Below are 15,491 nucleotides of genomic sequence, written 5' to 3' on the forward strand. Positions count from 1 at the left end.
GATATCACCCTATGCAGGAAAATTTGTATTTTTTTAACGGTTTTCTTTCTTAATCTTGCCCGGTATGCCCGTATCAATAATAGATTATTTTTTTTATGACATCACTGGATGTTGGGTTTAACAGACTTTTTTGTGGAAAATTTTTCAAATTTGTTTAGCTGCCGCCAATAGAACAGGTGATCGTAAAGAGCCGTACAGATGATCAGTGAAACAATATATAAATGCAGGGTTGTTCAATTTAAAAAATAAAACTTATATTGTTATAAAGTACACATTTGCATGTTATGTAAGGAAGTACTATTTTATGGCTATTTTAATAAAATACTCGATGCAATAAATGTTATTACTCTTTGCCTTGATTTGAATTGCAGTTAAATTAATAAAAAACCGGGTTGCAATTGCAGCAGGCTGCAATCGTTTTGATTTGCTAAACCTTAATCGGAACCTGTTCAGGCCAGATTGGGTTAGCGTGAAATAAAAAACTCAAATGGCACGAGTAGTTCCAGCTCATCCGGGCGCTCGGGCGGGATGCGGGGCAGGGGAGCTGCTCGGCTGAGGGCTTCCATGGCTGCTTTATCGAGCGCGGGCACACCGGAGCTGCGCTCTAGTCTGGCCGAGAGTACCTGGCCTTCGCGGTTGATCAGAATACGTAAATAGGCCACGCCCTCATCGCCGCGGATACGGGCAGCAGCAGGGTAGCGGCGAAAGCGTTCCAGGCGTGTCAGCACTTTGCCTTCCCAGCTGGCGCCGCCGGGATTAGAGATTGGCTTTGCTATAGCTGCAGATGGTGCCGTGGTGGTGGCAGTTGGCAGACCAGCTTCCTTGCTGATGGCCGTTTCAGATGTTTTTGGCTGGGAGGGTGTGTCAGGGATAGATTCGGCGGGTGTTTCTTTTGTTATGCCGGGCAGTGCCTGTGGTGCAGGTTTGTTGTCTTTTGGAGTAGGAGTTTGCTTAGGGGCCGTGATGCGTTTGATTTCGGTTGGCCTGGCCGGAAGTGCTGGCGTGGCAGGCTGGATAAGGGTGACCATTATTTGTTCACTTTCTGGTGCCGGGAGGATGGGCGGGCTGCTCCAGTTACTGGCTAAATAGCTAAGCAGGCCGATATGCAGTAAAAGGCTGATGACCAGGCTGCGTTTGATCCCCAAGCGGCGGGGTGTAAGCTGGCAGGATATGGGTCTGCTGCCGGATTCTTCAATGGTAGAGGGGTGGCGGATCAGGTAAATGGCAACAAGCAGCTCGCATGCTGCTACACCTGCTATTACCCAAGAGGGCGTGGATGTGAAGGCTAGAATGATGAGCCCAAGCAGCATACCTGTACAAGCTGATATTTTGGCTCGCCTGGGTACTAGGCGGTGGGATCGCCAGGCACGAAGTGATGCGCCAAAATACGGGTGTTGTAGTAGCCACTGCTCGAACTTGGGTGATGATTTGCTAAAGCAGGCCAGTGCTATCAGTAAAAAGACGGTAGTGGGCATGACAGGCAGGATTGCACCAATAATGCCGAGCACCACCATCAGCCAACCCAGTAGGGTATAGCCCCAGCGTAATGGTGAGTGCAATCGGTCTTGATGCATTAATACACCTGATCTAAATGATTATTCATGCGGGTGGGAGCGGCTCTGCTGGCTAGGAACACTTATTCTGAAGAGTAGTACACCGTTAACCACCGCAATCAATTCGCGCCGGTTTTTAGCGCGGCCTTCGGGCACATCAGCGCAATGGCAGTGACCAAAGATTTTGAATATGTCAATTACTCTGGCCATTTTTACAAAATCGTCGCGCCGAGTCTAGAGCCTTCGGTGATATACATCCAGCCCAAAACGGTGGGAATATTTTGCGAATGCTCAAGGCTTGGCAAAGTATTATGCTCCGGCAGGGCCGCTGTTTTGGTCTGGCCGGTAATCGGGCTGCGTAGCTTGAAAACGAGTGATTTTATCAATTGCATGGATTTCACCAGACGCAGGTATGCTTTTAACAAGCTACGATAGCTGTTGCTTGGCGAACTGCTGAATTAAAGCCTTCTGTTATCAGGTTCCACCTGGCCGCGTATTCTGTTTTCAAGCAGCGACGCAGCTTCTTCTTTTTTTGTGGCTGCCCCATTGATGCCACGCCCTCGTTTATTCAATCTAAGCACAAAACTTTGCATTCAAGGTGCAAAATTTTTCACCTAATTGCCTTTGTGTGCAAATTAATTTCATTGTTTTTCAATGAGATAGCGGCTCTATTTCGTTGGCATAGATGTTGCTAACCAAGGAGACACCAGTAATCATCCTTGGATATAAACAAAATGAAGACAAAACAACTAGAGATTGGGGACATTGCAGCTCATTTGCATGACGGTATGAGCATTATGTTCGGTGGTTTTATGGGGGTGGGTACTCCCGCAAGGATTGTTCAGGCCATCCTGGATTCCGGGGTGAAAGATCTGACTATCATCGGCAACGATACCTCCTTTGTCGAGACCGGTGTTGGCCCTCTGATTACAAATAATCGCGTCAAAAAGGTGATTGCTTCTCATATCGGGCTCAATCCTGAAACCGGTAAAAAGATGATTGCCGGCGAGATGGAAGTCGAGCTGGTTCCCCAGGGGACCCTGGTCGAGCGGATTCGCTGTGGTGGTGCCGGTCTGGGTGGGGTGCTGACTCCCACTGGTGTTGGCACCGTTGTGGAAGAAGGCAAGCAGAAGATTGTCTTGGCTGGGGTCGAGTATCTGCTCGAAGTGGCGCTTAAGGCCGATCTGGCTATTGTTCAGGCGCATAAAGCTGATACGTCTGGCAACCTGTGCTACGAGCTTTCTGCACGCAATTTCAACCCTATCGTTGCCACGGCAGCGGGCACAGTGATTGTTCAGGCTGATGAAGTGGTTGAAGTTGGCCAGATCCATCCAGATCACGTCATGACGCCTGCAGCCCTTGTCGACTTCATCGTATATCCCTAAGGAAACCAGATAATGAATGCAAAAGAATTGATTGCCCGCCGTGTTGCGCTGGAATTGAATGATGGAGATGTGGTTAACCTGGGCATTGGCCTACCCACACAGGTGGTAAATTATTTGCCTGAATGCGTCAATATCACCCTGCAATCCGAAAATGGTTTTCTTGGCCTTGGCCCTGTCACCGAAATTAATCCCAACCTGGTGAATGCCGGTGGTCAGCTGTGCGGCATGATGCCCGGTGCTGCGATGTTTGACAGTGCATTTTCATTCACCCTGATCCGAGGTGGCCACGTGGATGCCTGCGTACTAGGTGGTCTGGAAGTCGACCAGGAGGCAAGCCTGGCTAACTGGATGGTGCCGGGAAAAATGGTTCCCGGTATGGGGGGGCCATGGATCTGGTTACCGGTGCCCGTAAAGTCATTATTGCGATGGAGCATTGCGCCAAGGATGGTTCCTCCAAAATCCTAAAAAAATGCACTCTGCCATTAACTGCAAAAAGCAAGGTTCATGTCATTGTTACCGAGCTGGCCGTATTTAAATTCCGAAATGGCACCCTGTACCTGGAAGAGCATGCTGAAGGGGTTGATGTAGCCACCATTACAAGCAAAACCGAAGCAGATTTTCTTGTTTCTGAAACCCTGAAACCGATGCAAATCAGCAGTAAAGGACTCTGATCATGATTAATCGTCTATCTAATTTTATGACGGCCTTCGTGAGCAAATATCTTCCCGACCCGTTAATTTTTGCTCTGCTGCTCACCATTATCACCTTCTTTAGCGCCTGGGGGCTTACCGACAATACTCCCGTTAGCCTGGTGAAAATGTGGGGTGATGGTTTCTGGAATCTGCTTGCTTTCGGGATGCAGATGGCTCTTGTTGTTGTTACAGGCCACGCTCTGGCAAGCTCGCAACCGGTCAAGAGTCTGCTCAGCACCACAGCCTCTATTGCCAAAACACCGGTACAGGGCGTCATGCTGGTCACTTTTGTCGGCTCTATTGCCTGCGCACTTAACTGGGGTTTTGGTCTGGTGGTGGGGGCTATGTTTGCCCGTGAAGTGGCCAGGAAGATCCCCGGCTCCGATTATCCTCTGCTGATTGCATGTGCTTATATTGCATTCATGACCTGGGGTGGTGGTTTTTCCGGCTCTATGCCTCTGCTGGCTGCAACGCCGGGTAATCCTATCGCCCATTACATGGTGACCGAAGCCAACCCTGATGGCATTATTCCTATTACCGATACCATCTTTACCGGCTACAACATCTTCATCATGCTGGCACTGATTATTACTCTGCCGCTGATTACCCGCATGATGTTTCCTAAAGACGGTAATGTGAAGAGTATTGATCCTGCCCTGCTGGCTCCTGAGCCTAGTTTTCAGAAGCAACTGGGCCCGGATGCCGTATTTGCCGAAAGGATAGAAGAAAGTCGCGCGCTTTCCTACGTCATTGGTTTGCTGGGTATCAGCTACCTGTGTATCTATTTTTACAATAAGGGTTTTAGCATCACCATCAACACGGTTAACCTGATTTTTCTGGTTGCTGGTATTTTGCTGCACAAAACCCCGATGGCCTATATGCGTGCGATCTCTCACGCTGCCAGAAGTACGGCCGGCATTCTTGTTCAGTTTCCTTTCTATGCGGGTATTCAGCTGATGATGGAGCACTCCGGTCTCGGTGGTCTCATCACCGAGCTGTTTATCAACATCGCCAACAGGGATAACTTTCCTCTAATGACTTTCTTCAGCTCTGCGCTGATCAACTTCGCTGTTCCCTCTGGTGGTGGTCACTGGGTGGTGCAGGGGCCGTTCGTTATCCCCGCTGCCCAGGCATTGGGAGCCGATCTGGGTAAATCCACTATGGCGATTGCCTATGGGGAACAGTGGATGAATATGGCACAACCTTTCTGGGCTTTGCCTGCTCTGGCCATTGCCGGTCTGGGCGTACGGGACATTATGGGCTTTTGTATGACTGCTCTGATATTTACGGCCCCGATTTTCATCATCGGCCTTTATTTTTTCTAATTGTAAGGATAATAAATAATGGAAAATGTTGTCATCGTAAGTGCCACGCGCACCGCATTAGGGAGTTTTAACGGCTCCCTTGCCTCTGTCAGTGCTGTGGAGCTGGGCAATATTGTGATTGCCGAAGCTCTGAAACGTGCAGGTGTTGAAGGTGCCCAGGTAGAAGAAGTCATCATGGGTAATGTTCTTCAGGCAGGTCTTGGTCAGAATCCGGCCCGTCAGGCGGCATTGAAAGCCGGCATTCCCGATACCGTACCTTCTTTTACTGTGAACAAGGTATGCGGATCCGGCCTTAAGAGCGTGGAACTTGCCGCCCAGGCTATTTTGGCAGGAGACGCCGAGATTATTGTCGCCGGTGGTATGGAAAACATGAGTCAGGCCCCTTACCTGCTCGACAGCAAGGCCCGTTGGGGATATCGCATGGGCAATGGCCAGCTGTATGACACGCTGGTGGGGGATGGCCTTACTTGTGCTACGAATCAATACCATATGGGCATTACAGCTGAAAATGTGGCGGAGCAATATGGTATCACCCGCGCAGAGCAGGACGCTTTTGCATTGCTGTCCCAGCAAAAAGCTTCACGTGCGGTTGTTGAAGGTGTTTTTGCCAGGGAAATCGTGCCGGTTGTTATGAAGTCTCGCAAGGGAGAAACCGTTTTTGCAATGGATGAATACCCGAAAGCAGATGCCAGTGCCGAGCAGCTTGCCAAACTTAAGCCTGCCTTTAAGGCGGATGGTACTGTAACGGCTGGTAATGCTTCTGGCATCAATGATGGTGCTGCCGCTCTGGTGCTCATGTCCGAAAGCAAGGCCAGGGCACTTGGGCTTAAGCCTCTGGCTCGTATCCGCAGCTATGCCAGCGCCGGTGTTGCGCCCTCCGTTATGGGGCTGGGCCCGGTTCCCGCCACGCAAAAAGCCCTTGCCAAGGCCAAGCTGCAAGTTTCGGACATCGGGCTGATTGAAGCGAATGAAGCTTTTGCTGCTCAGTTTCTTGCTGTGGGTAAAGCCTTGAATTTCGATATGGATAAAGTTAACGTGAATGGTGGTGCTATTGCTTTGGGCCATCCTATCGGAGCCAGTGGCGCCCGAATTCTGGTTACACTTTTACATGCAATGCAGGCAAGGGACGTGGAGCTTGGCTTGGCGACTCTTTGTATTGGTGGCGGTCAAGGTACTGCTATTGTTGTTGAACGGATGTAATGCAGTGAGGAGATTATTTCTCCCGTAATCCGGGTTCATCCCCTATCGTTTTACCCCGACACGCTTCCCTTAAAGAAGCCGTCGGGGATTTTTTTGATGGCATTGATACTGTTTTTTTAAATTAAAGGACAGGTTTCGGATCATGGCGATTTAATTGGTAAGGAATCAGTGGCAGGCTGAGGTGTGCCTTGTACTGCTTAACATTTTGGGTCTCTCTAATTTTTTACAATTAAAACTGAGAAAACTGATCGTGCTGGTAACAAAATTTTACCCTGAAAAATTCCGAACCAAGGTGATGCTACTGGCTATCAGCCTGGTTTGCATCCCGACCATTTTGATTGCCTACCTTGTAGAAAAACAGGGGAAAGACCTGTTGCTTCAAGAAAAGGAAAGTAAGCTTTTTGCCTTTACTTACATGCTAGATCTGGAGCTGGGCAATACCTTTGATCCTCGCAATAACACGCGATCCCGCGAGGAGCAGATTAAGTATTTTAATCATCTGCTCTCCCCCAGAATAGAGGCTTTGCTAACCCGCATGCCCAATGTGGGGGTGGGTTATTACAATAACGCTCTGGATGCAATCGTGGTTTATGCGCCGGAGAAGGAAAACGGCAATAAGGTCGGGGTCCGTATTACAAAACACCACCCGGGGCGCAAGGTAATGGCTTTGGGGGCACCAGTGGTAGAGAGTGGTGAACTGGTCCGGGGTAATATCATGAATGCCATGATCCCCATCGTTCGGGATAAGCAGATTCTTGGTTATATCTGGGCCAATGAATTGATGGATGATATTGACCAGCAGACCATGGCGCTGGATAAAAATATTCTCATAGTCAGCCTGTTTGGCATCATCGTCAGCCTGTTTCTGACTTCTTTACTATCCCGGCGTCTTAGCTCCGATATTGACAATATCAAGGAAGGGTTGCGGGAGTTGCAGTTTGATCTGCACAATAAAATTCCTCCCCTGAAAGGAGAGATGAACGATATTGTGGATGGGGTGAACCACCTGGCTTTTTCTTTGAATCAGGCCAAAACACTGAATGAGATGATTCTGGAGAGCACGGTTGATGGGGTCATTACCGTGGATATAAATGGTGCAATTACCACGATGAATCCGGCAGCCCAGTGTATTACCGGCTGTGATCCCGATAAGGTACTGGGTAAGCCTTACCAGACCATCATTGATGACCAGAATTTCAAAAGCCCCTTGCTAGATACGCTGCGGAGCGGGGTAGAGCATATCAGTGTGGAAATTGATTTTCCTGTTTCGGGCAATATTTGTAAATTGAGCTCAAGTTCCAGTCTTTTGAAAAACAGCCACGGCGAGACAATCGGAGCCGTGGTGATTTTCAAGGATCTGACTGAACAGAAGGAGATGCAGCGGATTGTCCAGCAGGCAGAGCGGCTGGCTGCAATCGGTGAATTGATGGCCGGGGTTGCCCACGAAATACGTAATCCGCTTACGGCAGTACGGGGTTTTGTACAGTATCTTCAGAAGGACACCAGCAAGGCGGAGAAGGATGAGTTCATTGTGATCATCCTAAAAGAAGTGGATTCGATCAACAAAGTCATCCAGCAGCTGCTTGATTTTTCCAGGCCACCCAAAAACTTTTTTTCGGCCACATCCCTGAACCAGCTGGTTCATGACACCCTGATTCTGATCAAGTCTTCCAATAGCTCATCTACCATTCGGTTTGTGCTGAATCTGGATGAGAGCTTGAAGGATATCTATTTGGATAGAGAAATGATCAAACAGGTGCTGCTTAATCTGCTGATCAATGCCGTACAGGCCATTGATAACGGAGGAACGATCACGATTGTTTCGGCGTTATCCAAGGATGGGCTATACCAGCGGATTAAAATATGGGATACAGGTCATGGTATTGATGAAAAGCTGAAGAGCAAGATTTTTAGCCCGTTTTTTACAACAAAACCTTCAGGAACCGGGCTGGGTCTGGCAATTGCCCACAAAATTATTGCTTCCCATAACGGGAGTATAACGATAGAAAATCATGAAGAAGGCGGAGCAGTTGTTACGATTACTTTGCCTATGTTGTAGAGCTACCTACAGGGAAGAAGAGCTACAGTATGTCTAGTCATAAAGTGCTTATCGTCGATGATGAAATCAATTTACGTAAACTGCTTTCGGTGGTGTTTACGGAAGAAGGCTACGAGGTCATTTGCGCAGCAGATGGCGAGGAGGCGATTAATCTGTTTGGCAAAGAGGCTTTCGATCTGGTGCTAATGGATATCCGTATGCCCAAGATGGATGGACTGACGACACTTAAAATTTTGAAAGAGGCCAATAGCGAGGTTCCCATTATTCTGATGACGGCCTATGGAGGGGTGGATACGGCGGTTGAGGCACTTAAACTGGGCGCATTTGATTACACTGTAAAGCCATTTGACCTGGATGATCTGAAGTTGCTGGTTAAAAAAGCCTTTATCAAGCAGCAGAAGCGGGAAAACATCCCCCTTACCGAGGTGGAGCTGCCCAATGGCTATGACAAGCATGAAAAAATGCTGACCAATAGCACCAATATGATGGAGTTGTTCCGCAATATTGCCAGGGTATCCCAGACCAACTCATCCGTGCTGGTGATGGGAGAAAGCGGTACGGGGAAAGAGCTTGTGGCCAAAGCTATTCATTATCACAGTAAGCGTGAGAGTGGCCCTTTTATCAAAGTGAATTGCGGTGCTTTAACTGAAAGCCTGCTGGAAAGTACTTTGTTTGGCCATGCTAAAGGTGCTTTTACAGGAGCGCAAAGTAACCAAGTTGGTTTGTTTGAGCGAGCCAATCACGGGACTTTGCTGCTAGATGAGGTGGGAGAAATGTCGCCCGGCTTGCAAGTGAAACTATTGAGAGTCTTGCAGGAGAGGGAGTTCGAACCGATTGGCAGCAGTAAAACAATCAAAACAGATTTTCGTCTGATTGCAGCCACCAACCGGAATATGCAAGAGATGATGGATCAGGGATTGTTCCGGCAGGATCTGTTTTATCGCCTGAATGTGATGTCGCTTTTCCTGCCTTCTTTAAGGGAAAGGCCGGATGACATCATGTTGCTGGCCCACCATTTTGTGCAACGGTTTTGTGCTGAAAATGGTAAGGATGTTTTGGATTTTTTCATTGATACCATCGAAGTTCTAAATAATTATTCCTGGCCAGGTAATATTCGCGAGTTATCGAATGCAATGGAGCGGGCTGTAATTATGGCTGCCGGGGCTTTGATTTACCCTGAGGATCTGCCCGAGCAGATCGCCCAGTCAAAAAAACAGGATTCCCAGGTGGCTTCTGTTTTTGCCAACCGGAAGCTTGCCAACAAAAACCTGAAAGACAGCATGAAGAATTTTGAGAGGGAATTGATTGAGAATACCCTAAGGGAAAATCATGGGCACAGAGAAATGACTGCCAAGGCCCTGGGGGTATGTAAACGAACTTTGATGTATAAGCTGCAGGAATACGGTATTGATTCGGATTGATGGTTTTTCAGAAATATATGTATCCGGAGCCGGATAAATTACGGGCCAACGCATATCTTCTCTTTCCCTTACGCGTCTTATGCCCTAAAGTAGCGTTCAATCGAACGATCGTTCAAAAAAAGCCATGGACCTAGCCGCCTTACCCGAAGCACTTAAAAGCCGCCTTATCAAGTTAGGGCTGATACGCCCGTTTGATCTGGTGCTGCACTTACCACTGCGTTACGAAGACGAAACACATCTTTATCCCATGGTGGACGCGCCAATGGGGCAGCCGGTGCTGGTGGAGGGCACAGTGGAATCGTGCGAGGTGCAATATAAGCCGCGTAAGCAACTGGTTGCACGGGTGAGCGATGCAGGCGGATCGTTGAATGTGCGCTTGCTTAATTTTTATCCCAGCGTCGCCAAACAACTGGCCGTGGGTAAAACGGTGCGGCTTTATGGTGAGATCCGGCGTGGTTTTTTGGGGGACGAAATGGTACACCCTAAAATACGTGCCGCTAATGAGCAGAGTTTGAACGAAGCGTTAACGCCGGTTTATCCGACCACTGCGGGTTTGAATCAGTTACAACTGGCTAAGTTGATTCGCCTCGCGCTTAAGCACTGCGATTTACGTGACACCCTTCCAGCGGGAGTGCTTGAACCGCTGAGCCTGCCGGATTTTTCCTCCAGTGTGCGGCTGCTCCATTCACCCACCCCGGATATCCCTCATAGTTTACTGACCGAGCGCACGCATCCGGCCTGGCAGCGCTTAAAGTTTGACGAGCTGCTGGCGCAGCAGCTTAGTCTGCGCACAGCCCATGCCGCAAGGCGGGAGCGCACGGCTCCGGTGATTGCACCTGAAGGCGAGCTGGCAGCAAAATTGCTGGCAAGTTTGCCTTTTGCCTTAACCGGTGCTCAAGGCAAAGTTTTAAAAGAAATTACTCATGATTTAATTCTGCCTCATCCTATGCAGCGCTTGTTGCAGGGCGATGTGGGCTCGGGCAAAACCATTGTGGCGGCGCTGGCTGCATGCCAGGCGATTGAAGCGGGTTATCAAGTTGCCTTAATGGCACCGACCGAGATTTTGGCCGAGCAGCATTTTAATAAATTATCTGCATGGTTTGCACCGCTGGGTATCAAAGTGGTGTGGCTTGCCGGCTCTCTGGGGGCTAAGGCCAAGCGGCTGGCGATTGAGGACGCAGCCCTCGGTACTGCCCCGCTTGTGGTGGGAACACATGCTATTTTTCAGGCCAGCGTCACCTTTGCAAAACTGGGCCTGGCGATTGTCGATGAGCAACATCGTTTTGGCGTGGCGCAAAGACTGGCACTGCGTGAAAAAGGCGGCAGCCCGCACCAGCTGATGATGAGTGCCACTCCGATTCCGCGCACTCTGGCGATGAGTTATTACGCAGATCTTGATGTGAGCGTGATCGACGAGTTGCCACCGGGCCGTACGCCAATTGTGACTAAGCTGGTTAGCGATGCAAGGCGGGATGAAATTATCCAGCGCATCGCCGCTAAGGTGGAAGAAGGCCGGCAAGTGTATTGGGTTTGCCCCTTGATTGAGGAGTCTGAAGCGCTGCAATTGCAGACTGCGGTGGATACCCATCAGCAGCTCACCGAAGAGTTAGAGGGCATGGTGGTGGGGCTGGTGCATGGCCGCATGAAAACGGCTGAAAAAGCTGAAGTCATGGCGGCTTTTTTAAGAAACGAGGTACAAGTTCTGGTGGCCACTACCGTGATAGAGGTTGGCGTAGATGTGCCTAATGCCAGCCTGATGGTGATTGAACACGCCGAGCGCATGGGCTTATCGCAATTGCACCAGTTGCGCGGCCGGGTAGGGCGTGGCGCGCATGCTTCATTGTGCGTGCTGCTTTATACCACGCCACTGGGGGAGCTGGCCAAATCCCGTTTGCGGGTGATTTATGAAAACACCGATGGCTTTGAAATCGCCCGTCAGGATATGGAAATCCGTGGCCCTGGCGAGCTGGCTGGTGTGCGGCAATCCGGGGTACCCATGCTGCGCTTTGCCGATTTGGAAAAAGACGCTGATTTACTGGAAGAAGCACGGCTGGTGGCCGAAGATCTGCTGGCTCATCATATGCCAACCGCGCTGCTGCATCTGGATCGCTGGTTGCCGGGACGGGAAATGCTGCTGAAGGTTTAGCAGCTGCTGACGTTTTGTGCCGGATCCAAAGAGATTTAGGTGCGTGTTGCAATACAAGTGATGGTTAGTGTAAATTTTTTGGTTTCTTACAACCAAAGTTTACGGTGTTTTGCAAGCGCTGGCTGATTAAAGGCTAGGGATTTTACATTTTTACCGGGGTATAATTTATTTATATCGCATAGATTCAGGCCATTATTGTCATGAACGATATCGGCGTAGTTTCTTTAGCATCAAATAGTGCATCTTATTTGGGCCGTGGAGTCGGCACTGCTGAGCGTAATTCGTCAGAGTTAAGTGTAAAGCCCGGGTCTGCTCAAACGGCTGAAAATGGTAGTTCGCTTAGTGAATCCGAGCTTGCCGCAATAGAAAAAATGGCGAAACGCGATCGGGAGGTGCGCCAGCATGAGCTGGCCCATTTGGCCGCGGCAGGTGGGTTGGCAACAAGTGGGGCAACTTACTCGATGCAGACGGGGCCTGATGGCAAACAGTATGCAATGGGTGGAGAAGTGAAGATTGATGTCAGCCCTGGCCGGTCACCGGAAGAAACGCTGAGTAAGGCCAGGATCATTCAGGCTGCCGCCCTAGCGCCTGCCGAGCCAAGCGGGGCGGATCGCGCCATTGCTGCAGCCGCTGCCACTATGGCCCAGTCTGCCCAGGCAGAGATTGCAAAGCGTGGCCCGGCAGAGCAGAAACTGGCGGCTCGGTACGGGCAAAATGAATATGCTAAAAGTGCTTTGGCAACCTCTGCGTAATCTGGCTAAGCCTGTGGCTTAATTGCCAAGTCTTTCGTATTGATTGCTCAGTTTATCCATGACTTCAAGTAAACGCTCGCTGGTTGTGGCGATATTATTATCTGCCGCTGTATCCAGCCCGCTGAGTGCATTTTCCAGAAATACCCATTGCATCTGTGCCAGATCAAGCTGCTTTAGTGTCGCGGGTGTATTTTGTGCTGAGGTGCGCAAAGTAACTAAGCCTGCTGCAAATTCTTTCTGAGCCAAGGACTGCTGTGATTTAAGGGTTGGACTGGCGTGCCAGCTTTGCATGCAGGCTGCTTTTGCCAGGCGCTGGCTTAGCATGCGCTGCCTGCCTGCGATACGAATTAATTTTCCCTGAGGTTTGCCCATGGCGGCCTCCAGGCTTTTGGCTAATTCGCCTGCGTCATATTGCATTCCTTCCGCAATCTCATCAAGTTGCTTGGCTGTATCTGCTTTGGGGGGCGTTTGGGCTAGCGTGCGAAAAGTTTGCCATTGTGCTTCCTGTTTTTTTACGGCAGCAATGCTCTCTGGCACTGTTGCACTTTCAAGCAGGTTAGTGAGCTGAGTTGAAAACTGGTTGATCGAGCCGCTGATTTGTTGCTTGGCAACGTTTGGGTTTACACCTCTGCCTTGCTGGCAATAGGCTTTAACAATACGCTGAGTCAGCATGCGCTGGCTACCGATAGTATTGATTGCGGCGCCAGGGGTTAGTACAGTTGCTTCAGCAAGAATGGGCACAATAAGGAGGGGTAATAGAAAAAGGGCTCGCATAAAAATCTCTTGAAAGTAAAAAATCATGCTTCTTGTTTAGCATTTGAGCCAAAACAGGTAACTCCCGCCCAGATTAAAATCGGGCGGGAGCCTAAATATTTAGCAGAAACAAGACCGAAGTCTACCGTTATCCACAGAGATGTAGTAGCAGGCAAATTACTCATTGGTTTGTTTGAGTTGTTTTCTTTCTGCGTGAATACTTAGTTATGCACAGCCGGGGCTTATTACTTAGTACTCAATACCCATTTTGCCAGATCTTTTGCTTCTGCATCACTTACTGCATTAGGTGGCATAGGCATTGTGCCCCATACGCCACTACCGCCTTTTTTAATTTTGTCTGCCAGTTTGCTTACAGCACCGGCATCACCCTTATATTTGGCGGCAACTTCTTTATAAGAAGGGCCAATTAATTTTTTGTCGAGGGTGTGACAGGCAAAACAATTTTTTTCTTTTGCCAGATCCGCAGGTGCAATGGCATAAACACTACTGGAGCCGAACAGGCAGAGCAATAACAGAGCTTTTTTCATATCTGATTCCTTGGAGGCTAAAAGTGAATAAAAAATGCAGGCAGCATGACTTCCCCGCCAGTTAAACATAAGTGGTGCTTTACTATATTTGATTTAGATCACATATGTATAGCAGGGAGTGATTTTGCATTCACAGGAATGCTCGTTCAAACTAGATAAAAATTGATTTTAAGGTTATTGGCAAATGAATTACTTTCCACTTTTTTTAAATTTACATGATCAAAATTGTCTTGTTGTGGGGGGCGGGGATGTTGCAGCACGCAAGATCCGTTTACTTGCTGCTGCCGGTGGAAAAATGACTGTCGTGGCTCCAGCGCTTTGTGAGGAGCTGGCACAGGCTGTGCTTGATGGTAAGCTGATTCATTTGGCGGCAAGCTTTAATGAATCACAATTACAAAATACCCGCCTGGTGATTGCGGCAACTAATAGCGAAGAAGTGAACCGTCAGGTCTTTGAAGCTTGTGAAGCGCGCGGTATTTTAGTGAATGCGGTGGATGATCCGGCCAGTTGTCGTTTTATTACACCTGCAATTGTTGATCGCTCCCCTTTAATGATCGCGATTTCTACATCGGGAGGTGTGCCGGTGCTGGCACGCAACTTACGTGCGCAGCTGGAGGCTTTGATTCCGCATGCTTATGGTGATTTGGCGAAAATGGCGGCAGATTTTCGGGATGAAGTAAAAAGCAAATTACTTACGGTAGGCACACGAAAGCAGTTTTGGGAGCAAACACTTGCTGGCCCTATCCCGGATATGGTGTTTGCCGGCCAGTACGAGGCGGCGCGCCAGGCATTGAGGGAGTCACTTAGTGCTGATACGGATGCACCGCGGCAAGGTGCGGTGTACCTGGTGGGCTGTGGGCCGGGTAACCCTGATTTACTGACATTTCGTGCATTGCGCCTGATGCAGCAGGCTGATGTGGTGCTGTATGACAATCTGGTGTCGGCTCCGATTCTGGATATGGTTCGCCGGGATGCGGAGCGGGTGTATGTGGGGAAAAAATCAAATAATCACGCTGTGCCACAAGAAGAAATTAATAAGCTTCTGGTGCGATATGCTCAAAAAGGGCAAAAAGTTTTACGGCTAAAAGGGGGAGACCCTTTTATTTTTGGCCGCGGTGGCGAGGAAATCGAAGAGCTGGCAGAAGCAGGGGTTGCTTTTGAGGTCGTGCCGGGGATTACATCCGCAGCGGGTGCCTCTTGCTATGCAGGTATTCCGTTGACTCACAGAGATTATGCCCAGTCAGTGACTTTTGTAACAGGGCATCGCCGCGATGGTGAAGTGGAGCTGGATTGGCCGCGTCTTGTTAGCCCAACAGAAACCGTGGTGGTTTATATGGGCGTGGCGCAGGTCGGCAAAATTTGTGCACAATTAATTAAGCACGGCAGAAATCCGGCAACTCCGGCTGCAATGGTTGAAAAAGCCACGCTCTCGAAGCAGCGGGTGGTGGTGGGGACTTTAAGTGATTTGGCACAAAAGGTGGTTGATCTGGGCATTAAACCCCCTGCGCTGATTATTATCGGCGAGGTCGTATGCCTGCATGAAAAACTAAAGTGGTTAGCGGATTAGTCTTTGAAGACGTAAAGTGTGCTTGATGTCAAATAATTGCTGCTTTTATTGTAATTATTTAGTACAGTATTACTGTTTATCCAGATATTT

The 15,491-nt window shown here is 49.2% G+C and carries 12 protein-coding genes and 1 pseudogene; 9 read left to right on the forward strand and 4 right to left on the reverse strand.

Translation table 11 applies throughout. From position 1 onward, the window contains the following. Positions 1-464: 464 nt before the first annotated feature. Both EJO50_RS03160 and EJO50_RS03165 read right to left on the reverse strand, forming a co-directional pair. The gene (locus EJO50_RS03160; protein WP_125971536.1) at positions 465-1,574 is read right to left on the reverse strand and encodes a TonB family protein; all 1,110 of its coding nucleotides are present in this window, start codon (positions 1,572-1,574) and stop codon (positions 465-467) included. Between the two features lie 191 nt (positions 1,575-1,765). Beyond that, positions 1,766-1,945 carry a hypothetical protein gene (locus EJO50_RS03165; RefSeq protein ID WP_125971537.1) on the reverse strand — a complete coding sequence of 60 codons (180 nt, stop codon included), beginning with the start codon at positions 1,943-1,945 and terminating at the stop codon, positions 1,766-1,768. Positions 1,946-2,287: 342 nt separating this feature from the next. On the opposite strand from EJO50_RS03165, the gene atoD reads away from it, so the two are divergent. The 8 genes and pseudogenes from atoD (at position 2,288) to EJO50_RS03205 (ending at position 12,533) form a co-directional block, all read left to right on the forward strand. After that, positions 2,288-2,938, forward strand: coding sequence for an acetate CoA-transferase subunit alpha (gene atoD / locus EJO50_RS03170; protein WP_125971538.1), 651 nt, complete (start codon positions 2,288-2,290; stop codon positions 2,936-2,938). A 12-nt stretch (positions 2,939-2,950) separates the two neighbouring features. After that, positions 2,951-3,609 (forward strand): annotated as a pseudogene (locus EJO50_RS03175) (3-oxoacid CoA-transferase subunit B). A gap of 2 nt (positions 3,610-3,611) precedes the next feature. Next, positions 3,612-4,955 carry a TIGR00366 family protein gene (locus EJO50_RS03180; protein WP_125971539.1) on the forward strand — a complete coding sequence of 448 codons (1,344 nt, stop codon included), beginning with the start codon at positions 3,612-3,614 and terminating at the stop codon, positions 4,953-4,955. 18 nt (positions 4,956-4,973) lie between these two features. Then, the gene (locus EJO50_RS03185) at positions 4,974-6,155 is read left to right on the forward strand and encodes an acetyl-CoA C-acetyltransferase (RefSeq protein WP_125971540.1); all 1,182 of its coding nucleotides are present in this window, start codon (positions 4,974-4,976) and stop codon (positions 6,153-6,155) included. A 250-nt stretch (positions 6,156-6,405) separates the two neighbouring features. Continuing rightward, positions 6,406-8,214: a two-component system sensor histidine kinase AtoS gene (gene atoS / locus EJO50_RS03190; RefSeq protein WP_206434439.1), complete on the forward strand. Its 1,809-nt coding sequence runs from the start codon at positions 6,406-6,408 to the stop codon at positions 8,212-8,214. Between the two features lie 29 nt (positions 8,215-8,243). Beyond that, complete coding sequence (locus tag EJO50_RS03195) at positions 8,244-9,635, forward strand: sigma 54-interacting transcriptional regulator (protein ID WP_125971541.1); 1,392 nt, start codon at positions 8,244-8,246, stop codon at positions 9,633-9,635. A gap of 124 nt (positions 9,636-9,759) precedes the next feature. Then, the gene (gene recG, locus EJO50_RS03200; protein ID WP_125971542.1) at positions 9,760-11,781 is read left to right on the forward strand and encodes an ATP-dependent DNA helicase RecG; all 2,022 of its coding nucleotides are present in this window, start codon (positions 9,760-9,762) and stop codon (positions 11,779-11,781) included. 200 nt (positions 11,782-11,981) lie between these two features. Continuing rightward, positions 11,982-12,533: a putative metalloprotease CJM1_0395 family protein gene (locus tag EJO50_RS03205; RefSeq protein WP_125971543.1), complete on the forward strand. Its 552-nt coding sequence runs from the start codon at positions 11,982-11,984 to the stop codon at positions 12,531-12,533. A gap of 18 nt (positions 12,534-12,551) precedes the next feature. Here EJO50_RS03205 and EJO50_RS03210 read toward each other — a convergent pair whose 3' ends face one another. Together EJO50_RS03210 and EJO50_RS03215 are read right to left on the reverse strand one after the other, a co-directional pair. After that, a complete protein-coding gene (locus EJO50_RS03210; protein ID WP_164521416.1) occupies positions 12,552-13,307 on the reverse strand; it encodes a type IV pili methyl-accepting chemotaxis transducer N-terminal domain-containing protein in 756 nt (251 codons plus the stop codon). 224 nt (positions 13,308-13,531) lie between these two features. After that, positions 13,532-13,834: a c-type cytochrome gene (locus EJO50_RS03215; RefSeq protein ID WP_125971545.1), complete on the reverse strand. Its 303-nt coding sequence runs from the start codon at positions 13,832-13,834 to the stop codon at positions 13,532-13,534. A 184-nt stretch (positions 13,835-14,018) separates the two neighbouring features. Between EJO50_RS03215 and cysG the strand changes: the two genes are divergently transcribed. Continuing rightward, positions 14,019-15,401 carry a siroheme synthase CysG gene (gene cysG / locus EJO50_RS03220; protein WP_125971547.1) on the forward strand — a complete coding sequence of 461 codons (1,383 nt, stop codon included), beginning with the start codon at positions 14,019-14,021 and terminating at the stop codon, positions 15,399-15,401. Positions 15,402-15,491: the final 90 nt, after the last annotated feature.

The sequence above is a fragment of the Iodobacter ciconiae genome, assembly GCF_003952345.1.
Classification (GTDB): domain Bacteria; phylum Pseudomonadota; class Gammaproteobacteria; order Burkholderiales; family Chitinibacteraceae; genus Iodobacter; species Iodobacter ciconiae.